The 22,279-nt window shown below is 68.3% G+C and carries 22 protein-coding genes; 9 read left to right on the forward strand and 13 right to left on the reverse strand.

Annotation, left to right across the window (positions count from 1 at the left end; translation table 11 throughout):
• Positions 1 to 86: 86 nt before the first annotated feature.
• Positions 87 to 386 (forward strand): hypothetical protein, encoded by a 300-nt coding sequence (locus tag ACWDTP_RS25645; RefSeq protein ID WP_450025012.1) that lies wholly within the window; start codon positions 87 to 89, stop codon positions 384 to 386.
• On the opposite strand, the gene ACWDTP_RS25650 is transcribed toward ACWDTP_RS25645, so the two are convergent.
• The 3 genes from ACWDTP_RS25650 to ACWDTP_RS25660 form a co-directional block, all read right to left on the reverse strand.
• Entirely contained in the window at positions 376 to 1,752 is a 1,377-nt protein-coding gene (locus ACWDTP_RS25650) for an NtaA/DmoA family FMN-dependent monooxygenase (protein WP_450025014.1), read from the reverse strand. The genes ACWDTP_RS25645 and ACWDTP_RS25650 overlap by 11 nt on opposite strands.
• Positions 1,753 to 1,767: 15 nt before the next feature.
• Positions 1,768 to 2,919 carry an LLM class flavin-dependent oxidoreductase gene (locus tag ACWDTP_RS25655; RefSeq protein ID WP_450025016.1) on the reverse strand — a complete coding sequence of 384 codons (1,152 nt, stop codon included), beginning with the start codon at positions 2,917 to 2,919 and terminating at the stop codon, positions 1,768 to 1,770.
• A gap of 187 nt (positions 2,920 to 3,106) precedes the next feature.
• Entirely contained in the window at positions 3,107 to 3,745 is a 639-nt protein-coding gene (locus tag ACWDTP_RS25660; protein ID WP_450025018.1) for a 2Fe-2S iron-sulfur cluster-binding protein, read from the reverse strand.
• Between the two features lie 2 nt (positions 3,746 to 3,747).
• Here ACWDTP_RS25660 and ACWDTP_RS25665 point away from each other — a divergent pair, with 2 nt between their 5' ends.
• Complete coding sequence (locus ACWDTP_RS25665) at positions 3,748 to 4,113, forward strand: TetR family transcriptional regulator C-terminal domain-containing protein (protein WP_450025020.1); 366 nt, start codon at positions 3,748 to 3,750, stop codon at positions 4,111 to 4,113.
• Positions 4,114 to 4,555: 442 nt separating this feature from the next.
• Here ACWDTP_RS25665 and ACWDTP_RS25670 read toward each other — a convergent pair whose 3' ends face one another.
• Positions 4,556 to 5,092, reverse strand: a complete 537-nt coding sequence (locus ACWDTP_RS25670) for a methyltransferase family protein (RefSeq protein WP_450025022.1) — start codon at positions 5,090 to 5,092, stop codon at positions 4,556 to 4,558.
• 88 nt (positions 5,093 to 5,180) lie between these two features.
• On the opposite strand from ACWDTP_RS25670, the gene ACWDTP_RS25675 reads away from it, so the two are divergent.
• Positions 5,181 to 5,780 (forward strand): TetR/AcrR family transcriptional regulator, encoded by a 600-nt coding sequence (locus ACWDTP_RS25675; protein ID WP_450025024.1) that lies wholly within the window; start codon positions 5,181 to 5,183, stop codon positions 5,778 to 5,780.
• Positions 5,781 to 5,792: 12 nt separating this feature from the next.
• On the opposite strand, the gene ACWDTP_RS25680 is transcribed toward ACWDTP_RS25675, so the two are convergent.
• The 4 genes from ACWDTP_RS25680 to ACWDTP_RS25695 form a co-directional block, all read right to left on the reverse strand.
• A complete protein-coding gene (locus ACWDTP_RS25680) occupies positions 5,793 to 6,371 on the reverse strand; it encodes a TetR family transcriptional regulator (protein WP_450025026.1) in 579 nt (192 codons plus the stop codon).
• 164 nt (positions 6,372 to 6,535) lie between these two features.
• Positions 6,536 to 7,432, reverse strand: coding sequence for a DMT family transporter (locus ACWDTP_RS25685; protein WP_450025028.1), 897 nt, complete (start codon positions 7,430 to 7,432; stop codon positions 6,536 to 6,538).
• Positions 7,433 to 7,509: 77 nt separating this feature from the next.
• Complete coding sequence (locus ACWDTP_RS25690; protein ID WP_450025030.1) at positions 7,510 to 8,667, reverse strand: acyl-CoA dehydrogenase family protein; 1,158 nt, start codon at positions 8,665 to 8,667, stop codon at positions 7,510 to 7,512.
• Complete coding sequence (locus tag ACWDTP_RS25695) at positions 8,668 to 9,906, reverse strand: acyl-CoA dehydrogenase family protein (protein ID WP_450025032.1); 1,239 nt, start codon at positions 9,904 to 9,906, stop codon at positions 8,668 to 8,670.
• A gap of 148 nt (positions 9,907 to 10,054) precedes the next feature.
• Between ACWDTP_RS25695 and ACWDTP_RS25700 the strand changes: the two genes are divergently transcribed.
• Positions 10,055 to 10,456: a PAS domain S-box protein gene (locus ACWDTP_RS25700; protein ID WP_450025034.1), complete on the forward strand. Its 402-nt coding sequence runs from the start codon at positions 10,055 to 10,057 to the stop codon at positions 10,454 to 10,456.
• A 10-nt stretch (positions 10,457 to 10,466) separates the two neighbouring features.
• Here the strand turns inward: ACWDTP_RS25700 and ACWDTP_RS25705 are convergent, their stop codons facing one another.
• Positions 10,467 to 11,129, reverse strand: coding sequence for a ScbR family autoregulator-binding transcription factor (locus ACWDTP_RS25705; RefSeq protein ID WP_450025036.1), 663 nt, complete (start codon positions 11,127 to 11,129; stop codon positions 10,467 to 10,469).
• Position 11,130: 1 nt separating this feature from the next.
• Positions 11,131 to 11,832, reverse strand: coding sequence for a TetR family transcriptional regulator (locus tag ACWDTP_RS25710; RefSeq protein WP_450025038.1), 702 nt, complete (start codon positions 11,830 to 11,832; stop codon positions 11,131 to 11,133).
• A gap of 464 nt (positions 11,833 to 12,296) precedes the next feature.
• Here ACWDTP_RS25710 and ACWDTP_RS25715 point away from each other — a divergent pair, with 464 nt between their 5' ends.
• Entirely contained in the window at positions 12,297 to 13,217 is a 921-nt protein-coding gene (locus ACWDTP_RS25715; protein ID WP_450025040.1) for an FAD-binding protein, read from the forward strand.
• On the opposite strand, the gene ACWDTP_RS25720 is transcribed toward ACWDTP_RS25715, so the two are convergent.
• The 3 genes from ACWDTP_RS25720 to ACWDTP_RS25730 all read right to left on the reverse strand — a co-directional run bounded on the left by ACWDTP_RS25720 (position 13,167) and on the right by ACWDTP_RS25730 (position 17,952).
• On the reverse strand, positions 13,167 to 14,966 hold the full coding sequence (locus tag ACWDTP_RS25720) for a putative bifunctional diguanylate cyclase/phosphodiesterase (protein WP_450025052.1): 1,800 nt from the start codon (positions 14,964 to 14,966) through the stop codon (positions 13,167 to 13,169). The two genes, ACWDTP_RS25715 and ACWDTP_RS25720, sit on opposite strands and share 51 nt — an antisense overlap.
• A 68-nt stretch (positions 14,967 to 15,034) precedes the next feature.
• Positions 15,035 to 17,197, reverse strand: a complete 2,163-nt coding sequence (locus tag ACWDTP_RS25725; RefSeq protein WP_450025042.1) for an Rv1355c family protein — start codon at positions 17,195 to 17,197, stop codon at positions 15,035 to 15,037.
• 8 nt (positions 17,198 to 17,205) lie between these two features.
• Positions 17,206 to 17,952 (reverse strand): hypothetical protein, encoded by a 747-nt coding sequence (locus tag ACWDTP_RS25730; RefSeq protein WP_450025044.1) that lies wholly within the window; start codon positions 17,950 to 17,952, stop codon positions 17,206 to 17,208.
• 501 nt (positions 17,953 to 18,453) lie between these two features.
• On the opposite strand from ACWDTP_RS25730, the gene purU reads away from it, so the two are divergent.
• From purU to ACWDTP_RS25750, 4 genes are all read left to right on the forward strand, one after another.
• Positions 18,454 to 19,344 carry a formyltetrahydrofolate deformylase gene (gene purU / locus ACWDTP_RS25735; protein WP_450025046.1) on the forward strand — a complete coding sequence of 297 codons (891 nt, stop codon included), beginning with the start codon at positions 18,454 to 18,456 and terminating at the stop codon, positions 19,342 to 19,344.
• A 31-nt stretch (positions 19,345 to 19,375) separates the two neighbouring features.
• Positions 19,376 to 19,828 carry a MaoC family dehydratase gene (locus ACWDTP_RS25740; RefSeq protein ID WP_450025054.1) on the forward strand — a complete coding sequence of 151 codons (453 nt, stop codon included), beginning with the start codon at positions 19,376 to 19,378 and terminating at the stop codon, positions 19,826 to 19,828.
• A 156-nt stretch (positions 19,829 to 19,984) separates the two neighbouring features.
• Complete coding sequence (locus ACWDTP_RS25745) at positions 19,985 to 21,316, forward strand: flavin-containing monooxygenase (protein ID WP_450025048.1); 1,332 nt, start codon at positions 19,985 to 19,987, stop codon at positions 21,314 to 21,316.
• Positions 21,313 to 22,215 (forward strand): alpha/beta hydrolase, encoded by a 903-nt coding sequence (locus tag ACWDTP_RS25750; RefSeq protein WP_450025050.1) that lies wholly within the window; start codon positions 21,313 to 21,315, stop codon positions 22,213 to 22,215. Before ACWDTP_RS25745 ends, ACWDTP_RS25750 begins: the two co-directional genes overlap by 4 nt.
• Positions 22,216 to 22,279 lie beyond the last annotated feature (64 nt).

A 22,279-nucleotide genomic window follows, 5' to 3' on the forward strand; every position in this document is an offset into this window, starting at 1 on the left:
GTTCTGTGCGGGAAAACCGCACGCACGGATTGAAAGGGGGATGGGGAAACGGATCCGCATTGCGGACACCGCGCCCCTGACTACCAATGGACACCACCGGGGACAGCAGTCCGGAGAAGCGACTGGTGATCAGGGTCAACTCGAACGCCAAGATGTCGCGGGGCAAGGCCGCCGCGCATGCCGTGCACGCCGCGCTCAAGCTCTACGGCATCGAATACGAGCACCCGGTGATCGTGATCGGTGGTAAGCCGAATGAGATTCTGGCCCAGAGTGTTCACATCCGCGATGCCGGCCGCACCGAACTCGAACCGGGCACCCTGACGGCGGGTGCGAGCTGGGAGTGGCGGGACCCGGCCGCCGACGAGGATCCCGGGGTTACCCGGTAGCGGCGGCGCGTTCGCCGGGCAGATCGGGCAGGGCCAGCCCCAGATGGTCGCGCAGCGTCGTCCCTTCGTAGTCGGCGCGGAACACGCCGCGCTCCTGGAGCAGCGGCACCACCTGATCGACGAATGGGTCGAGGCCGCCGGGGGTCACGTGCGGGACGAGGATGAACCCGTCGCTGGCGTCGGACTGCACCAGGTGGTTGATCGATTCGGCGATCGTGGCGGCCGACCCGATGAAGCTCTGCCGTCCGGTGACCTCGACGATGAGTTCCCTGCTGCTGAGGTTCTCGGCCTCGGCCTTCGCCCGCCACTCCTGGGCGGTCGCCACCGGGTCACGGTGCATGCGGACACTGGCCCGGCCGCGGGAGATGGTGTTCTCACCGACCACCGGGTCCACGGTCGGCAACGGCCCGTCCGGATCGTGGTCGGACAGGTCGCGGTTCCACAGCTGCTCGAGGAACTTGATGGCGGTCGCCGGCGAGACCTGGGCCAGCCGCACATCATGGGCGATATCGGCGGCCTCGGCGTCGGTGTCGCCGAGCACGAATGTGGCGGCGGGCAGGATCAGCAGCTGATCGTGGCGCCGCCCGTACTTCGCCAGCCTGCCCTTGACATCGGCGAAGAACTGTTGGCCCGCCTCCAGCGTGCCGTGCCTGGAGAAGATGGCATCGGAGGCGGCCGCGGCGAACTCGCGCCCGTGGTCGGAGTCGCCGGCCTGGAAGATCACCGGCCTGCCCTGCGGGCTGCGCGGGACGTTGAACCGTCCGCTGATGTCGAAATGGGCGTTGTGGTAGTCGAACTCGCCGGCACCGGGGTCAGACAGGAAGACGCCGCCCGCTTTATCGGCGACGATCTCGTCACCACGCCACGAGTCGAACAGCGTGTGCGTGGCGGCCAGGAAACTCTCGGCCCGCTCGTAGCGCTGATCCTCGGGCAGGAAGCCGCCGCGCCGGAAGTTCTCCCCGGTGAACGCATCCCATGAGGTGACGACGTTCCAGGCGGCGCGGCCGTCGGACAGATGGTCCAGCGACGCGAACTGCCGGGCGACTTCGTAGGGCTCGTTGAACGTCGAGTTGATCGTGCCGGTCAGGCCCAGCCGGTCGGTCACCGCGGCCAGCGCTGCCAGCACGGTGAAGGTGTCGGGCCGCCCGACCACGTCGAGGTCGTAGATCTCCCCGCCCTGCTCGCGAAGTCGCAGGCCCTCGGCCAGGAACATGAAGTCGAACTTTCCGCGTTCGGCGGTCTGCGCGAAGTGGACGAACGAATCGAAGTCGATGTGGCTGCCGGAGGCGGGATCGCTCCACACGGTGGTGTTGTTGACGCCGGGGAAGTGTGCGGCGAGGTGAATCTGCTTGATCGGCTTGCTCATAGGTGGTCCTTCGAATCAGACGGTCGAGTAGCGGTTGGCGGGCCGCTGCAGGCCGAGCCGGCCGCGCAGTGTCGTGTCCTGATACGAACTCCGGAACGCGCCGCGCCGTTGCAGCTCGGGCACCAAGCCGTCGGTGATCAACCGCAGATCGTGGGGGAGGGTGGCCGGCCGCAACCGCAGCCCCGCCGCGCCCGCGGCATGCCACTCCCGCACCAGATCGGCCAGCTGCGCCGGGGTGCCGACGAATATTTCCGCATCGCTTCGGTATTCGTCACCGGCGAGCTCATCGAGGCGTTCGCGGCGGGCCAGGGCGGCCTCGGGGCTGTCGGCGAGAAAGACCACCAGGTCGGCGAACACCCGTACCGGCGGCGCAGCGTTGGACCGGTGGGCGGCGATGGAATCGACCAGCGACGTCACCTCCGCCGCGCTGTGCGGCGTGACGAAGCCGATGTCGGCCCCCTCAGCGATCAGCCGGTAGGCGGGGTCGACGTGGCCGAGCGCGGCCACGATCGGCTGGCCCTGCGGTGGTCGGGGCGTGATGGACGGGCCCTTGACCGAGAACTGGGCGCCCTCGAAGTCGATGTAGTGCAGCTTGGTCCGGTCGATGAACCGCCCGGTGGACACGTCGCGAATCTCGGCGTCGTCCTCCCAGCTATCCCACAGGCGACGCAGCACTTCCACATAATCGGTTGCCTCGGCGAACAATTCGTCGACCAGATCGGCCCGGCCGGTGGGCAGGCGGCGGCGGCCGAAGTGGGCGGCCGCATCGCGGCGCGCGGACACCTGAACCCGCACGCCTGCGCGCCCGTTGCTGACGTAATCGAGGGTGGCCACGGCCTTCGAGAGGTGGAAGGGCTCGGTGTGGGTGGTGATCGCGGTGGGCACCAGTCCGATGTGACGGGTGCGGGGAGCGACGCGGGACGCGATCAGTACCGCGTCCAGCCGCCCCCGGACCCGGTCGGTGCGGTCATCGCGGCGCCCGGGGTGATCGGACTGCAGGGTCAGTCCGTCCTCGATGCTGACGAAATCCAGCAGTCCCCGTTCGGCCTCGACGACGAGGTCGGTCCAGTACCGCGGTCCGAAGAGCTCGCTGGGACGGGCGTCGGCCTCCCGCCAGGCGGCGGGGTGCCAGCCCGCCCCGTCGAGCGCGACGGCGAGGTGGGGCAACGGGGATGGATCCGGCGGTACGACCACGGAGGGTTCTCACTTTCAGTCGCGTACTTCGGCGCCAACGCCGCCCGGGCCGCCGATAATCCCCAGTGACCGGCCACCCAAGTCTGCAACCCATTCTGACCTGCCCGTAGACATCGGCGCACGGTGATGCTAAATCCGTCGCGCCGCCTCGAGCGTGTCTTCACAGGTCCAGGACCACATCGGTGCCCGGTGCGGCGCAACAGATCAGCGCGGTACCGGGGGCCGGTGGGTCGAGGGGTTCGGTCACGTAGCTGATGTCGCCGGACACCACGTCGGTCAGGCAGATGTGACAGACCCCGCTGCGGCACGAATATCGGGTGGGGACATCGCAGGCCTCGGCCAGCTCGAGCAGGGTGCGGTGCCGGGTTGACCAGCTCGTCGAGAGTCCCGTGCGGACGAATGTCACTGCGGGGCCGGTGCCCGGTTCACCCTCGGGAGGGTGTGGGCGGCGCGCGGTCGCGACCACCGCTCCCGGATTGATCGCGGTCCGCGCGCCGAACTGTTCGGTGTGCACACTCCCGATCCCCGCAGCGGCCAGTGCAGCCTGCATATCGGCCATGAAACTGTCTGGGCCACACAGGTATACGGTCGAGTCACGGGGAAGGTCGAGGGCGGCGACGGCGGTGCGGTCGAGGCGGTGCGCGGGTGGGGCGGTGTAGAAGACGTGGCGTTCGGCGTTCGGCAGGCGCTCGAAGAGTGCGTCCACCTCGTCCTTGAAGGCGTGGCCGGCCGGCTCGCGGGTGGAGTGGATCCAGACGACGCGGCGGGTCTCCGGCGTTGCGGGCCTGGGCCGATGCATGTGTGCGCCAGGTGGAAGCGGTCTATCTGCACGGGGGTTGCATCTACGGGTCGCTGACCGGTGAGCTGCTCGAGGAGGTCGACGTCCTCGACGACCTCGCGGTCGGATACGAACGGTGGCTGCGGGTGTTTCGCGACGGTGTGAGCGCGATGCGCCAGCGGGGCGAGCTCGGTGAGGAGGCCGACTCCCGTCACCTGGCGGTGGCCCTGCTGGCCGCCCATCAGGGCGGCACCATGCTGACCTTCGCGACCGGCAGCGGCGAGCCGTTCCGTCTGGTGGTCGACGCCGCGGTCGACTATGTGGCCTCGTTTCGTCCTGCCCGCCCCAGGCGCCCGGCCAGGACGGCCGCGCGGTCCGGCAAGCGCTGATCCGACCGGGCAGCCGGCTACTCATCCGGCTCACGCCGAAGGAACTAGCCGATCAGCCACCGGCAGACCACCGGGTTCTGCATACATGCGGCATTGAGATCGGGCAGCGCTCCCGAGCACGGCAAGCCGTTCTCCTGGACGCAACCCGCCGGCATTGGCGGGCACGGTGACCCGTCTGGCCGCACGCATGCCTGTTGAGGGTCGGCGTACGCGGGTGCCACGCAGGCGAACGCCATACTCAGAGCAACTGCAGCTGAACCGCACAGTAGTTTTCTGTATCTCATGAGAAACCGCTCTCCTCTGCGAGAAGTGTCACCGGCCGCACTTGCCCAATGGTCGTCATGTGGCTACTCAGCAACATTATGGGTATCTGTGAGGTTAGCTCGCAGCGCGGCGTTTCGCGTCCGGATTCGCGGCTAACGCCCGGCAGCCGTTTGGCGCCTCACCCGGCCTGGGCCGGGTCCCACGCCGTCACTCGGGGAATCCAGCGCGGCACGTGCCTGCGGTACGCCTCGTACTCGGCCCCGAATCGCCGCACCAGGTGGGGCTCCTCGATGACCGGGATGGCGATCGCGGTGAGCGTGCAGAACAGTGCGAACCAGCCGAACAGCCAGGGTGATGCCGTGGCGACGGCCGTGCCCAACTGCAGGCAGAACACCGCGGTCATCATCGGATTGCGGACGTGGCGATAGGGGCCGCGCAGCACGAGGTGTACCGGTGAGCCGATCGCCAGTGTGCCTTCGCCGACCCGGTCGAACAGCACCACGGTCCACACCAGGAACCAGAGCCCCACGGCGATGAATGCCGCGCCGGCCAGCGTCAGGACCAGGCCGGTCGGGGTGCTGAGGTCGGGTGGCCGAACCCCGGTGAGCGTGGCGATCACGGCCGGGATGAACACCGTCATCATCGCCGGCGCCAGCAGTACCGACAGCAGGTGCCGCCACCACAGCCGCCGCCCCGTCGTCGCGTTCTTCGTCATCGCATTTCCTTTCTTCAACCAGTGTTGAAGAAAACCGTACGCCCCGGCGCTGCAATACGTCAACAGGTGTTGAAGTATGCTTTTCCTCATGTCGGAATCCCGCCGTAGCGGCAGGTGGCGAACGGGCCAGCAGAACAAGCAGCGCATCGTCGACGCGGCAAGGGAACATTTCATGCGCGACGGGTACGAGCAGGCAACGGTGCGCAATATCGCCGCCGACGCCGGGGTCGACGTCGCGATGGTCTACTACCACTTCGGCAACAAAGAGGGCTTGTTCAACGCCACGGTGATCGACGTCCCCGAGCACCCCCTACACCAATTGGCGATCCTGATGGACGAGGGCAGCGAGCAGATCGGCGCGCGTTTGGTGCGCGATTTCCTCCGGCGTTGGGACAGCGACGATCGTTTCGACCCGCTGCTGACGGTGTGGCGCTCAGCCGCCGCGCAACCGTTGGCCCGAAAACTGTTGCACGACACGCTCGCCGGCCCGATGGCCGAACGGATCCGCGCCGAGTTCGGTGTCGACAACGCGGTGCTGCGCGTCGAGATGGTGGCAACCCACCTGTTGGGTCTCGCGTTCGCGCGCTACCAACTCAAGATCGAGCCCATCGCTTCGGTCGACGCCGAAGATCTGGTGACCTGGATCGGGCCGACCGTGCAGCGCTACCTGACCGATCCGAATCCGTAGCGCGGGCGTCCGCTACGCGTCGGGAACGATCAGCGCGACCATGACCTCGAGCCGGCGGGCCATCTGCCGGTAGCTCATCGCCCCGGTGTGGGCCTGCAGCAGTGCGCCCCAGAACACCGATTCCAGCGTCGTGAGCACCTCGGGCCAGGCCCCGGCGCCCAGCGCGGTGCCGATGCGTCGCCGAACCTCGGCCGAGATCCTGGCTCGCACATCGGTGACCGCGTCATCGTCGGTGCTGACCAACGCCTGGGTGCAGGCCCGGGCCAGCCTCGGCTCGTCGGCGAGCAACACCGTCATCGCGGTGAGCTGATCGCGGACCCGGGCCGCGGCGTCGGCGCCCGGATCGATGTCGAGGGGCAGTGCGCTCACCCGGTGCAGGTAGAGCTCGGCGAACACCACCTCGATCGAGGGGAAGTGCGCGCACAGCGTGGCCGGGGCCATCTTGGCGCGGGCGGCCAGCGCCGGCACCGACACATCGGTCTGCGCGTCGAGCAGCTGGGCCGCGGCGCCGAAGACGCGCCGGTGGGTGTGTGTGCGTTGACCGTGCGCGTCGCGCAGGCGTGTGACGCTGGCCACCCCCGTGCTGGACATGTGTCCAGACTAGGGACTGCTGTTGGAATTGGCAATGGCCGGCGAGGGGACCGTCCAGATCAGGAGATTTCAGCGATTTCGCAGCCTTTCGGGCGGTTTAGGTTCGGCCCAGGCTGCGTTGTGGGTGGGCATCCGAGCAAAAAACCGGACACGTGTCCAGTCGCTCACCGCGGGCCGGCCGTGGCCTCGGCTTCCACCTCGGATTCGGGTTCGCGCGGTTTGCGGGTGGCCAGCACCAGGCCGGTCAGGATGAGCGCGAGCCCCGCGACGTTGAACGCCGTCAGCGGCTCGCCCAGCACGATCACACCGGCGGCGAGTGCCACCGCGGGGTTGACGTAGGTGAAGACCAGGGCACGCGCGGCGCCGACCTCCCGGATGAGCGCGAAGAACACGATGAAGGCCAGCGCCGTGCAGATCACCGCCAGTCCGGCCAGCGCGAAAAGTACCCGGGTGGACGGCCGCTCGTCGGGCCACGTCAGTGCCGCGGGCACGCTGTATATCAGGGCGGCGACAGTCAGACAGGCCGCCGTCATCGGCAACGCCGGAACGTCGCCCAGATAGCGGGCGGCGATCAGCGGCGCGATCGCGTAACACGTCGCCACCAACAGCACCTCGATGATCGGCCAGGTGTGGCCGCCGGCCAGGCCGGGCCCGGCCAGCGCCGCCACCCCGGACAGGCCCATTGCGAGTCCGGCAATCCGCTTGGCGCCCAGTCGTTCACCACCGGTGAGACGGTCGAGCACCGCGGCGATGATCGGGGCCGCGGCGATGAGCAGTCCGGTCATCGAACTCGTCAGATGGCGTTCGGCGTCCGACAGTAGGAACCAGGCCGCGATGATCTCGAAGAAGGCGAACGCCAGCACCGGTTTCCAGTGCCGCAGCACCGGCGCCCAGGCCGTACGCGACATCGCCAGGGGCAGCAGCACCGCCGCACCGACCGCCGTGCGGGCCAGCACCAGAACCGGCACCGAGACCCCTTCGACCGCGACCTTGATCAGCAGGTAGGGGATGCCCCAGACAATGCACATCGCCGCGAACAACAGCCATCCGCGCGAACTCACCGGATCAGCCTACGGCGGGCTCAGTTCCCCCGGTCGACGAGGCGGCGGGCGGCCTCGATCAGGTTCACCGCGTGCAGCTATCGTCCACGCGTCTGGGGCCGGGTCAGGTCGGCGTAGCGGGCCAGGTGGTGGTCGGTCGTGCCGAATTCGTACTGAACGGCGGTGAGCCGCTTGAAATAGTGCCCGATCGCGAGTTCCTCGGTCATCCCCATGCCGCCGTGCAACTGCACGGCGTTCTGGCCGACGAAACGGGCCGCCCGACCCACCGTGGCCTTGGCCGTCGAGACCGCCCTGGCCCTCGACGCCGGATCGACGTCCAGGTTTAGCGCCGCCAGACACACCGCCGCGGCGGCCTGCTCGACCTCCATGTGCATATCGACCATCCGGTGTTGCAGGGCCTGGAAGCTCCCGATCGGCCGGCCGAACTGCTGGCGCTGTTTGGTGTACTCGACGGTGTCCGCGAGCACCTTGCGCATCGCGCCGACCGCCTCGGCGCACACCGCGGCGGCACCCTCGTCGCGCGCGATTTCCAGTGACGGCCATGCCTGCCCGGGTTCGCCGAGCAACGCGGACGCCGGCAGGCGCAGACCGTCGAAGCTCAGGTCGGAGGCTCTGCGGTCGTCGACGGTGCGGTAGTGGTGCGCGGTGAAACCGGTTGTCGCCGTGGACACCTCGACCAGGAACAGCGAGATGCCACCGGTATCGGAACCCTCGGCGGAAGTCCGCGCCGTGACCAGCAGATGTGTCGCCAGCGGTGCGCTCGCCGCCACGATTTTCTCCCCGCGCAGCACCCACGCGTCGCCGTCGCGCTCGGCGCTGGTGGTGACGTCGTGCCAGTTGTCACCCGAGCCCGGTTCTGGTGCGGCGAGGGCGACCACGGCGGAGCCGGCGATCAGCTCTTCGAGCAGTGCCGATGCGGTCCGGCCCCCCGCGCGGTGCAGCAGCCCGCCGGCCACCACCACGGTGTCCACGAAGGGTTCGACCACCAGGGCGTGCCCCAGCGCCTCGGCGATCACCATGGTCTCGACCGGGCCGCCACCGGTACCGCCGGCGTCCTCGGGCAGCGCGGCGCCGAGAATGCCGAGCTCCTCGGCGAATCCGCGCCAGATCTGCGGCTGCCAGCCGGCACCGGTCTTGGCCGCGGCCCGGCTCGACTGCAGATCGTAGCGGCTGGACAGGAACTTGGTGAGTCCGTCGCGCAGCAGTTCCTGCTCGTTGGTCAGGTTGAAATCCATCTACAGCCCCAGTTCTGCCTTGGCGAGGATGTTGCGCTGAATCTCGTTGCTGCCGGCGTAGATCGAGCCGGCCCGGTCGTTGAGATACCGCAGCGGCGCCACGGCCTGCCAGGCCTCGCCGCTGACGTATCCGTCCGCCGGCGGCTGGTATTCGGCGATCGGGCCGCCCGGGCGGGTCGCGTGCGGTTGATAGACCCGGCGACGGGGCCCGGCCGCTTCCATCGACAGCTCGGTCAGCGTCTGGCTCAGCTCGGTGGCCAGGATCTTCAGCATCGACGAGGCCGTCCCGGGATTGCGTCCCTGCGCCACCGCCGCCAGCACCTGGTATTCGAGGATCTCGAGCACGTCGGTGCGCATCCTGGCGTCGGCGAGCCTGCGGCCGAATCCCGGGTCGTCGATCAACCGGCCGCCGCCGGGCCCCGGTTGCTCGGATGCGACCGCGGCGATCTCCTGGGCGAGGACCTGCAGCGCGGGGGCCGATGCACCGCCGCCGCGCTCGAACTCCAGCAGATACTTGGCGACGGTCCACCCGTCGTCGATCGTGCCGATCACGTTGGACTTCGGCACCCGTACCTCGTCGAAGAAGACCTGGTTCTGCACCTCCTCACCCGAGGTCATCACCAGCGGCCTGATCTCGATGCCCGGTGAGGTCATATCGATCAGCACGAACGTGATGCCCTGCTGCTTCTTGCCGGTGCGGTCGGTGCGGACCAGGGCGAACATCCAGTTCGCCTCGCGGGCGTGGGTGGTCCAGATCTTGCTACCCGTGCAGATCAGGTCACCGGCCGCGTCATCGGGAACCGCCGACATCGACAGGGCGGCCAGGTCCGAGCCAGCCTCGGGTTCGGAGTAACCCTGGCAGAAGAACACCTCGCCGGTCAGGATGCGCGGCAGGAAGTACTGCTTCTGCGCATCGGTGCCGAATCGGATGATGGCGTGCGCGACCATCCGGATGCCCATCGGCGACAGCGACGGGGCGCCGGCCAGGGTCGATTCGCGGCTGAAGATGTAGTGCTGGGTCAGGGTCCAGTCACAGCCGCCGTGCTCGACCGGCCAGGCGGGCGCCGCCCAGCCACGCTCGTGCAGGATCTGCTGCCAGGCCATGCTGGCGTCGTGATCGGCGTACACGCTGGTCATCAGCCGCCCCGCCCGGCGCAGGTCCGGCGTGAGCTTGCGTTCGAGAAACTCGCGCACCTCATCGCGGAATTGCTGGTCGGTCGTCGACCACTTCACGTCCATGCCTGCCCCTGTCTGCCACGTCCCGCCCACAGAGTAAACCTAGTTAGTCAAGTAGTGGGCGCCCGGACCGCGGGTCGGCACGCCGGGAACCCGCCCGATTGGCGGCGGCGCTGGTAACCGGTGAACGCGACCGGCAATAATCGGAGGCGTGGAGCGGCGACAGACCGGGCAGGACGCCCAATCCCCGATGGCGCTGCTGGAGCAGATGCCCACGCTCGTGGTCCTTGAGCGGTTCCCGGTGCCCGTGCTGGCCATCGCCGAGGGCGGAACCATCCTCTTCGCCAACCGCGCTTTCGCCGAAATGGTCGGCCACACAGCCGATTCGGTGAAGCTGCTGAATTTCGCCGACATCTTCCACCTGCTGCCCGCCGATGAGTCGGCCGTGTCCGTCGTGCGGGCGCACGCCGACCTGGTGGTCGACCTGCGACACCGGGACGGGTCGGTGGTGCGGGCTCGAATGAGCAAGTCGGCCCTGCTGCGGGGTGACGATCCGGTGGCGCTCGCGACGTTTCAGGATCTCACCGAGCAGTTGTGGGTCGACGAACTCTGAACGCCGCGGCTCAGCGTGGCGAAGCGGTCACCGCAGACTGCCGCAACGACTCCCTGGCCAGGAACTCGCGGAAGTACCCGAGCGATTCGGCGCTGACGACGGCCGGCAGCAGCAGATCCCAGGTGTGGGCCACCCGCTGGCGCAGATCGGTGCCGCCGGCGGTGGCCCGCGACAACGCCTCCGCGCCGAGGACGGACCCGAGGATCACCTCGGCCGCCGTCTTGATGTCGACGCCGTCGCGCAGATCGCCCTCGGCGGCCGCCTGGCCCACCTGCTCGCTGAACTCGTCCAGCCAGGCCGCGTAGACGCGTCCGGCCGCGGAGTTGATCCCCGAGAACGTCCGCAGCAGCTGCAGGCCGATCTCGGCGACCCGGTCGCGGCTGATGAAATCGGCCACCACGAACATCCCGTGGATCATGTTCTCCAAGGCGGGTGACGGCGATTGCGAGATGGTGCGGAACATCGCCAGGATGCTGGCTCCGCTCTCTTCGATGATGGCCTCGGCCAGCGATTCCTTGGAGTCGAAGTGGTAGTACAACGCGCCCTTGGTCATTTCGGCACGCTCGATGATATCGCCCAAACCTGTTGCGGGATAGCCGGCCTCGGCGAACACCTCGACGGCGGCGGCGATGATCTTCTTTCTGGTGATCCCGGATCGGGCCTGGCGCGGCATATCAGGTCTGGCCCGCGCCGGTGGGCGAACCGAGTTCCGCGACGACCGGTGCCGATTTCCTGATCGTCAGCGCGGTGCGCCGGTGCAGGAACTGGGTGAGGTAGCCGAGCCGGTCGGGATTGGCGAACCCGGGCAGTGCCAGCGTCCAGGACTGTTCCAGGTCGGCGATGAACCGCCTGTGGTCATCGAGATCGCTGGTCTGGCGCAGACCCAGATACGCCGCCACCAACGTGGTGGCGACGGCCCGCGGATCGCCGTGCTCGGCGAAGTCGCCCTGGGCGCGGGCCCGCCTGCCGATCGTGGTGTAGGCGCGCACCCAGGCGTCCACGACGCGGCGGCCCATCCCGTCGGTGCGTCCGATCGATTCGACCAGGTTCAGGCCGGCCCGGGTCATCGCGTCGCCGGTGTCGTCGACGGCCAGCCGGTAGGAGATGTCGATCAGTGTCTCGAGGCCGGAGAGATTGCGGGCCAGGGTTTCGTCGACCGTGCGGCGGGCGAGCGCGACGCGGTGGTCGACGATCGCCGACGCCAGCGCATGCTTGGAGCGGAAATGGAAGTACAGCGCACCCTTGGTGACCGCGGCGTCGGCCAGGATGTCATCGAGGCTGACCAGGCTGTATGGCTTGCGGGCGAACTGCCGCGAGGCCGCCTGCAGGATCTGGAGCCTGGTGAGGTCGGCGCGCCGGTCGACCTGCTCAGTCACCAGAACCTCGGAATCTTCGCGGCTGCGTTGTGGGGGCGTCGTGGGGGATGACGTCCCGTCATGTGCGGCAATTCTGTCATCTGACTTTCCTGGAGCATTATCCGCGCCGCCTCGAAAAACTGGAAGTCATGACGACGCGTGCAGAACATTCTAAAGGTATGTAGTGTGCTCAGTGTGATAACTCCCGGTTCGCTGCGCCGGACTCGGTCCGGCGGTGTGTGCGGAGAGCCGCCGCATGCGAGGCCGGGATATCCCACACGCGTTGCCACAGCCCGCACCGGCAATCCCCCTCGAATCTCGGTGTGGGCTGTGGCAACCCCAGTGGTGCGACGATTTCCGGGGCCGCTCCACGCGAGCGCGGCGCAATCGTGACAACATTCATGTCCGACCCGGTCGGTGTTGCCTGCGGGTCCCTGGCCGCAGACCGCGCCGAACCCGACAGCAACGTGAGGTGCCGATAGCGAATGTGGGACGACGAAGTCGATGTGGTTTGCTGCGGCGCCGGTATCGGTGCCCTGGCCGCAGCGATCGCCGCCACCGATGCCGGCCACGACGTCCTGGTGGTCCGGCCCGGCGCCCGGCCCGCGGTGACGGGTGACGGCGCCGGATGGCTGTGGGCCGGTATCGAGGATCCCGCCACCCGCGACTACTTCGAGGCGTTGACGGCCGGCCTGGACGCCGCGGCGCCGGCACAGCGCGATGCGGACCTGCCGGTGCGCACGGTGACCGAGTGGAGCGCGCCGCGCCGCGGTGCCCGGATCGAACCGTTCTACGGCGCCCGGCTGCAGGATTGGGCGGCCCGCTGCCTGACGTCGCCCTACGGCGTCGTCGGCACCCGGCTGTCGGATCACGGGTCCCGGCCGGTGCGATCCGAGGTGGGGGAGAAGCTGCAGGCCAGAATCATCGGCGGGCTCGACCTCGCCGCCGGCCCGGATTCGCTGACCCGCGCGGTCGACGGGTGGTTGTGGGGGCAGGCCCGGAACCGGGGCATCGAGGTGTCCGACGGCCCCACGCTGCGGCGCATCGTGTTCGAGGAGGGTGAGATCGTCGGAGCCGAACTGGCGACCGCCGACGGCCCGCTCAGGGTGCGGGCCCGGCACGCCGTCACCGTCGCGACCGGGGCCGGGCCTGCCGAACCCGAGCCGCCGGGTGCCCCCGCCGGCGATGCCGTCGGAACGCACGACGGCCGAGCGCTGCAGGTGTGTCTGGTCGGCCACAGTGCCAGCCGGTTCGCCCGGGTCGAACTGCTGACTATCGAGAGTGCCTGCGACGCACCGCGGTCGGGGTACTGCCAGACCGAGCTGCTGTCGGGTGGTCGGCGGGAGGGGCGTCGTTCACATGCGCGGCGAGGCCGAGAAATGCACCGGAACCCGCCCCGCGGCTAGCAGCGTCTGCATCTCGCTCGCCTGGACCGGCTTGGACAGCAGGAACCCCTGCGCGCGGTAGCACCCGTGCCGCAGCAACGTGAGTGCGGCGCGTTCGTTCTCGACCCCCTCGGCCACGAGCTGCAGCCCGAAAGCCCCGGCCAGGGCGATGACGGCGCGCACGATCGGCAGATCCCCTGGGTTGGAGCCGAGTTCCGCGACGAAACTGCGGTCGATTTTCAGCGTGTCCACCGGCAGCGATTTGAGCAGCGACAACACGCTGTAGCCGGTGCCGAAATCGTCGATGGCGACCTGCACGCCGACTTCGTGCAGACCGGTGAGGGTGGTGCGGGTGGTCTCGATGTCCTGCACCACAACGCTTTCGGTGATCTCCAGGCATACCGATCCGCGGGGCAGACCGAACTCGGCCATGATCTCGGCCACCTGGCTGACGAATCCGTCGGTCACCAACTGGACCGGCGAGACGTTGATCCGCAGCACGATGTTGCGGCCGACGCCGTTGAACCGCCACCTGGCGAACTCGGCGCACGCGGTGCGCAGCACCCACCGCCCGAGTTCACCGGCCAGGTTGATGGATTCGGCCACCCCGATGAACGAATCGGGAGCCAGCAACCCGCGGGTCGGGTGCTGCCAGCGGACAAGGGCCTCGGCCGCGAGGATCTCGCCGGTGCGCATATCGATCTCGGGCAGGTAGTGCAGAACCAGTGCACCACTCTCGATCACGTTCTGCAGATGGAGTTCGATGTCATTGCGGAAGTCGATCTCCAGGGCCATCTCGTCGGAGAACACCGCGACCTGGTTGCCCCCCGAATTCTTGGCGGTGAGCACCGCGTGGTCGGCGCGGTTGAGCAGATCGGAAGTGGAATCGCGGCCGGGGATTCCCTGGGCCAATCCGATACTGACGGTCCGGGTGAGCATTTCGCCATCGATGGTGACCCGCTCACGCAGCACCGACTGGAGTCGGTAGGCCAGCGCGGTGGCCGCCTCCACCGACATCGCCGTCGACGGCACCACGACGAACTCGTCGCCGCCGAGCCGGGCGATCAGCTTGGGCTGGTCGTCGCCGCGTTGCAGGCGCTGGGCCAGGATGCTGATGAACCCGTCCCCCGCGGTATGGCCGAGGTAGTCGTTGATCGCCTTCAACCGGTCCAGGTCGAAGAACAACACCCACACCGGGCCCCGCTGTCCGGGCGCCAGCCGGGCCTGCAGGTGGGCCATCAGCGCCCGACGATTGTGCAGCCCGGTCAGGTGGTCGTGATCGGCCAGGTACCGCAGCCGGTCCTCGGCCGCGATCCTGGCCTGCACCTGGGCGAACAGCGATGCGATCGCCTTGAGGGCGTTGAGTTCGGCGGGCCGCCACTCGCGGTCGCCGAACTTGACGAACCCCAGCACCCCGGTGGTGACGTCACTCGACAACAGCGGGACACACGCCATCGAGGTGGTCGGGACGTGCCGGCCGGCCTCGATGGTGCGCTGGTAATCGTCGGTGGCCGGTTCGGGCCGGAACACCGCGGGTTCCTTGAGATGCTCGGCCATGGCGAAAACCGGGTCCGCGTCCGAGAAGTGGATGACCGCGAGCGGGTCGGTCGGCGCGTCAAGCGGGCGCGGCGGCCACTCGGCGATCAACCTCGTGGCGTGGGCGCCGTGGTCGTTGTGGCGCAGGAAGCTCACGTCGACGTCGAAGAACGTGACCAGGTCGGCCAGGATCTGTTGACTGACCGACCGCGAGGTGGCCGCGTCGACCGCCATGAGTTGGGTGGCGACCGACGTGACGAGCAGCTCCAGACTGCCTGGCACCAACACCTCCGGTATGTACCTCAGCCGTTCTGCGGTGCCGCACCCGGTAGCGGGGCCCGACGCCGACTGCGTGCGGACGGTCGCGGAGCGAAGAACAATCTGAGTACCAACGCCTGCGATTCGTCGCGCTCGGTCACGGTCAACCTGCGAAAAGAATACTGGAGATCGCGCAGGGCGCCGCTATGGGCGGCGGACAGCCCCTCGCGGTCGCGGTCGTCGTGGGCGTAGAGAAATACCGGCGACACCGGTTGGACCGCGACCCCGTGGCGCTGGGCGGCGACCCACACGGCTTCCACCGCGGCGCCGCCCACGGCGTAATCGGTCAGCCGTCGTCCCGGTACCGAGATCACCGCGAGGGCCGAACTGGTCGTGACCCGTTCGTAGGTGTCGTCCCCCAGGGCCGCGCCCGCGTTCCAGTCCGACAGTTTGGCCATCACCTCCGACCGGCGCAGGATATCGAGCTGCACGAGGTCGGCCGGATCCAGGCCCAGGCTGCTGACCTCGATGCCGGTGTCGGGTGCCGGTTCACCGGGCCAGCGCAGTTCGGAGATCATCTCCCGGTGCAGCGTCGGGGTGAGGAAACGGATCCGGTCGGTCTCGGCGAGGATGCGGGCCGCGGCGTCCAGATCCGTCGAGGTGTCCAGCAGGGTCAGCCGGCCACCTTCGGCGCGGGCGGCGTCGTGCAGCGCCGCGCGGACATCGGGCGCGATCGGCGCGGAGGATCCGCGCAGCCGGTTGGTCTCGCGTTCCAGCATCGGCGTGTACAAGGCGGCCAGGTCGGTCGCCGGGCCAGGATCGAACCGCACGACCCCGTACAGCGGGGTTCCCTCGTCGCCCCGCTGCCAGTCGGTCCGGCCGATGAGTCCATGTGCGGCCGCCGCCACCCGCGCGTTGAACGAGGCGGCACCCAGCGCGACGGCGCTGCCGCGGTAGCCCACGTCCATCGCGGTGGTGTACTCGGTCGCCAGCCGCAGCCGCAGCCGGTCCGAGGTCGACTCGATATGCCACGGTTGGGCGTTGCCGCCCGACGGCGCGCGGACGGCGGCCAGCGCCACGACCTCGGCGACGTCCCCCGGGTCCGGCGGCGGCACCGGTTCGGGCTCGCCGGTCGTCGCCACCGGCCCGGGCGGTGCGACCTTGGGATCCTCGATCCGGTCCAGCATGCCCGCGACGTCGATACGCACCCGGCCCGAGCGCAGCGGCTCGCGCAGACCGATGCGCCGGACCGCCTCGGCGACCACGGTGGAACCGAGCACGACCTCGGCGGCCCGCTGCGGCCAGGTGGTGAGCGTGGTGCCGACTTCGACCAGCGAGGCGGCCATCCGCGGCGACAACTGCGGGGCGTCGAGGATCCGCAGCACGTGGGGGATCTTGTCCTTGCTGGTCAACCCGGCGAGCTGGGCCGCGTCGATATCGCCGAGCAGACCGTGCAGGATCGGCCGGTCGGGTTCGAGATCGAACCGTTCCACATCGAGCAGCCCGCGGTCGGCCGTCGACATCAGAACCGGCAGGTGCTGGGCCCGGGCAGCCTCGCGGACAAGGACTTTCGCGTCCAGGGAATCGCATTCCTCCACCACGACGTCGAGCCCGCGGACGAACTCGTCGATCGAGTCAGGGGCGGCCCCGCCGAGATCGACCCGCACCGTCAGGTACGGGTCGATCTCGGCGATCCGGCGGGCCGCCACCACGGCCTTGTTCTCGCCGAGATCGAACACCGTGCCGGGCACCCGGTTGAGATTGGGCAATTCGAGTTCGTCGAAGTCGGTGAGCCGCAACTCCCCGCAAAGGCCCTCGGTGGCCAGCGTGTAGGCGACGGCGTGACCGACGCTGAGCCCGACCACCCCGATCCGCAGGCTCGCCAGGCGTTGTTGTTCCTCGGCGCTGATCAGGTTGCGGTTGCGGTCCAGCCGCAGCCGCCGGAACGCCTGCGGGCCGACGATGTGGACGACGCAGCGCCGCCACGGGTAGTAGGCCCACCGGGTCGGTTCGTCGAGAAGATCGGGCCGCACCGCAGGCACCAGATCGCGCAGGGCGTCCTGCTGGGGGCGGCAGTTGTCGATGACCGTGATCCGCGGATCGGCGCGCAGCATGTCCAGCGTCCTGGCCCCGGCCGGATCACCGGCGTCGAAGATGACCGCGCTGCTGCGTGCCGAACCGTCGATATCCTCAATGTCGTCGATCATGCCCTCAATCATCGTCCAGCCGCGGTGGCGCCACCGAGGTCGGTGTGCAACCGTGGCGAGATTCGTTGTGTCTCAGCGAAGTAGGCCGAGAGCTGCTTCGGGTCGGCATGATTGGCGAAGGTGCGCCGGTCCCACCACATCATCTTGGTCTGGTAGCGCTCGTTGGGGTACGGCGTGGCCGGGATCTTGGCGGCCAGCACGCCGCCCGACGACAACCAGCGCTTGAGCACATAGGCGGCCGCGGTCGCCATCGCGAATTGGATGTCGAGCAGCGTCATGGAGTGCAGCGGCATCCTGGCCAGGGTGTCGGTGAGGGCGCGGCTCTGATCGGGATCGTCGCAGACCCATGCCGTCTTCATCTCCACCACGCCGAACGGCAACCGGTCGGACACCATCTTGCCGACCGCGTCGAGGCCGGGCTGACCGCTCCACTCGACGACCGCGTGGCATTCGTCGGTGCGCTCGTAGGGGCCTTTGGCCCGCAGGCCGCCGACCACCCGGCCCGCCTCGTTGAGGCCGACGCAGAACAACGCCGTGTCGGTTCCGGTGCGCAGCGCCTCCATATCAAGGGCCCGCTCCACGCCGTGCTTGCGGTAGTTCTGCTCGGCGCCGCGGACGTATTCGGTCCACAGTTCACGCTCGGCGCCCGGGTCGGCGATCACGATGGTGCATTCGCTCTCCGGGTCCCACCAATTGGGCGTCTTCTCCAGGGTGACGGGCGAGTGATCGGCGGCATCGAGTTGAGGAGCGGTCATCTGCGGTCCATTCGTCGGGTCATCGGCACCCTTGTGGCGGTGCGAATGATTGGGTGCGCAGCACGGGCTTGTGCGAATACGCGAGTTGAGTATCCCGCCGCACCGCCATGTAATTCCAGCTAGCGGGGAAATCCTGTCTGGCGGGGTTTGCAATTCGGTGTAGTCCCAAGTGGTTAATCCGCATGCGGATGCGATTTTGGCAAATTCGCGTCGGATTATCATAGGTGTTGATCCCGATCTATCCTAGGATGGGCAAATATACTAAATGTCAGTGACGGCGGCGATAGTTTGCCCTGCGGAAGGTTCGCCAGGTTTTGCTGTCGGGGTGTCGAGCCAGTAGTCGACGGTGATCTCGGACTAATGGTGAACGCTAATCGGCCGGGCGTGGTCCACAGCGGGGCGTACACGTAAAAGCCGGTGGACGGCCATTCGACCGGGGCTATCGGCGTCGCGGCCGCCGTTGCGCTCCGTGGCCGACCGGGGGGTGAGAATCTGATGGTCATGACGGGGGAGTACCCGGGCGCGAACGCCCTACCGGTCCGCGATATCGGACGGTTGCTGTTGCGTTGCGCGGATCGGCCGGGCCTGGTCGCCGCGATCAGCAGCTTCCTGACCGCCGCGGGAGCAAATATCGTCTCGCTCGATCAGCACTCCACCGAGCAGGCCGGCGGCACGTTCATGCAGCGGACCATCTTCCACCTGCCGGGGCTCACCGCGGTGCGAGACGAGATGGAGCGGGATTTCCGGGAGCGGGTGGCGGGCCGGTTCGGGATGGACTTCAGCCTCACCGAGGCGGCCAAGCCCAAACGGGTGGCCCTGCTGGCCTCGCGCGAGGACCATTGCCTGCTGGACCTGCTGTGGCGCAACCGGCGCGGTGAACTCGCCATGTCGGTGGCCATGGTGATCGCCAACCACCCCGAGTTGGCCGACCAGGTCCGTGCGTTCGACGTGCCCTATCTGTACGTCCCGGCCACCAGGGAGAACCGTCCCGAAGCCGAACAGCGGATCCTGGAGCTGTTGCGCGGCAACGTCGACCTGGTGGTGCTGGCGCGCTACATGCAGATCCTCACGCCGGAGTTCCTCGGTGCCATCGGCTGCCCGATGATCAACATCCACCACTCCTTCCTGCCCGCGTTCATCGGCGCGGCGCCATACCGTCGGGCCAAGGAGCGCGGGGTCAAACTGGTCGGTGCGACCGCCCACTACGTCACCGAGGATCTCGACGAGGGGCCGATCATCGAGCAGGACGTGGTGCGGGTGGATCACCGGCACACCGTCGACGATCTGGTGCGGCTGGGGCGCGATGTGGAGCGGCTGGTGTTGTCGCGCGCGGTGCTGTGGCACTGTGAGGACCGCGTGATCAGGTTCGGTAACCAGACCGTGGTGTTCTGACCACGGGTGGAAGGGAGCGAGGGTGACAACCTTGAAGGTGTTCAGCGGGCTCGACGAGTTGGCCGCGGCGGTCGGCAGTGAACTGGGGCCGACCGACTGGATGGAGGTCACCCAGGACCGGGTGAATCTGTTCGCCGATGCCACCGACGATCATCAATGGATTCACATCGATCCGGAGCGGGCGGCGGGTGGCCCGTTCGGCGGCACGATCGCGCACGGGCTGCTGACCCTGTCGCTGCTGCCGCATTTCACCCATCAGCTCTACCGTGTCGATGACATCGCGATGGCGATCAATTACGGCTACAACAAGGTACGGTTCATCACGCCGGTTCCGGTGGGCGGAAAAGTCCGGGCCCGTGCGCAAATCGCCGATGTGACCAAACTCGACGGGGCCGCGCAGGCGACCATGACGGTCACGGTCGAGATCGAGGGCTCGGACAAACCGGCCGCGGTCGCCGAGTCCATCGTCCGTTTCATCGGCTGACCTTTCTTCGGCCGAGCAGACATAAAAGTGCCCATTTGCGCATGAAAATGGGCACTTTTGTGTCTGGTCGCGCTATTACTGACAGTTGTCAGAATCTATTGACGACCGTCAAACGGCGCTGTTAGTGTGCTGCATCACACCGTGAGGAGCACTGCGTTGCAGCATTCACCGCGAACCGCGATCATCGGCGCCGGCATCAGCGGTCTCACCGCCGGCAAGATGCTCAAGGACTACCGCGTCCCGTACACCACATTCGAGGCCTCGGACCGGATCGGCGGCAACTGGGCCTTCGGCAACCCGAACGGGCACAGCAGTGCCTACCGCTCACTGCACATCGACACCAGCAAGCATCGGTTGTCGTTCAAGGACTTTCCGGTGCCCGAGCACTTCCCCTCGTTCCCGCACCACTCCGATATCAAGGCCTACCTCGACGGCTATGCGGATGCGTTCGGCCTCCTCGACGGCATCGAGTTCAACAACGGCGTGGTGCACGCGGCGCGTGCCGAGGGCGGCGGCTGGGAGATCGAGGACCAGGCCGGCGCCCGGCGCCAGTTCGACCTGCTGGTCGTGGCCAACGGCCACCACTGGGATGCGCGGCTGCCCGAGTTCCCCGGCACCTTCACCGGCGAGCAGATCCACTCACACCACTACATCGACCCCAGGACGCCGCTGGAGTTGACCGGCAAGCGGATCCTGGTGGTGGGCCTCGGCAACAGTGCCGCCGACATCACCGTGGAGCTGTCCTCGCGGTCGCTGCAGAACCAGGTCACCCTGTCGACCCGGTCGAGCGCCTGGATCGTGCCGAAATACCTTGCCGGCCAACCGGGGGACAAGTTCTTCCGGACCACCCCCTACTTACCGCTGTCCTGGCAGCGCAAGGCGGTGCAGTGGCTGGCGCCGATGCTGGGCACCGACCCCACCGCCTACGGCCTGCCCGCCCCGGACCACAAGCTGTTCGAGGCGCACCCCACCCAGTCGGTGGAACTACCCCTGCGGCTCGGCTCGGGTGACGTCGTTCCCAAGCCGAACGTGGCCCGGCTCGACGGGGACACCGTGCACTTCGTGGACGGCACCTGCGACGTCTTCGACGCCGTCGTCTATGCGACGGGCTACAACATCACCTTCCCGTTCTTCGATCCCGGCCTGATCAGCGCGCCCGGCAACCAGATCCGGCTGTACAAACGGATGTTCAAGCCCGGGTTCGACGATCTGGTGTTCATGGGTTTCGCTCAGGCCATCCCGACCCTGTTCCCGTTCGTGGAATGCCAGTCGCGGCTGCTGGCGGCCTATGCGGTGGGACGCTATGCGTTGCCGCCGGTGTCCGCGATGGAGCGGGTGATCGACGCCGATCAACGGCTGCACGCCGGCCATTGCACGGACCGGCCCCGGCACACCCAGCAGGTCGACTACTTCTACTACGAGCACGACATCCGCACCCGCGAACTGCCGGCCGGTGCCAAGCGGGCCGTGGTGGGAGGTGTGCGGTGACCTACATCGACGTCACCTTCGATTCGGCCGGGCAGCGGTGCAGCGCATGGCATTTCCCCGGCACCGGCGATGGTCTGGCGCGTTCGGCGGGCCGACCGGTCGTGGTGATGGCGCACGGATTCGGCGGCACCAAGGATTCCGGGCTGCAGCCCTTCGCCGAGCGGTTCGCCGCCGCGGGCGTGGATGTGCTGGCCTTCGATTACCGGGGCTTCGGGGCATCCGAAGGGGAACCGCGACAGAGTGTTTCGGTGCGACGCCAGCTGGCCGACTACGCCGCCGCGGTGGCCGCCGCCCGCGGCCTGCCCGGGGTGGACCCGGGCCGGGTGGTGCTGTGGGGCTCGTCGTTCTCGGGCAGCCACGTGTTGCGAACCGCCGCGGACGACAGCGGCGTGGTGGCCGTGATCGCGATGACGCCGCTGACCAACGGGCCCGCGGCGGCCAGGGCCGCGGTGGCTCATCGCGATATCGCATCGGCACTGCGCTGGACCGTGGTGGGGGCCAGGAGCCGGGTTGCCGTCGCGGCGGGTGGCTCCCCGGCGCTGATGCCGTTGGCCGCGCGTCCGGGGGAGTCGGGGGCGCTGGCCCTCGACGGCGCATACGAGAGCTACCTGTCGATCGCCGGGCCGACCTGGCGCAACGAGGTCGACGCCGGGATCGGTGTCGAGCTGATGCGGATCCGCACGGCCGCCGCGGCCAAGCGCGTGAAATGTCCTGTGCTGGTGCAGATCGCCGATTTCGACCGGTTCGTGCCCGCGGATTCGCTGGCCAGGACCGCGGCCCTGGCCAGGGCGCAGGTGCACCATTACCCGTGTGACCATTTCGACGTCTGGCCGGGCCACGACTGGTTCACCCCGGCCGTCGAGCATCAGGTGGTGTTCCTGACCCGTTCGCTGTCGTGAGCTGAGCCCCGCTCACCTTCTTCGCCGAGCAGACGCGCCGGTACCCGCGAAAGCGCTTTCCGGG

The sequence above is a fragment of the Mycobacterium sp. NPDC003449 genome (genome assembly GCF_053588415.1).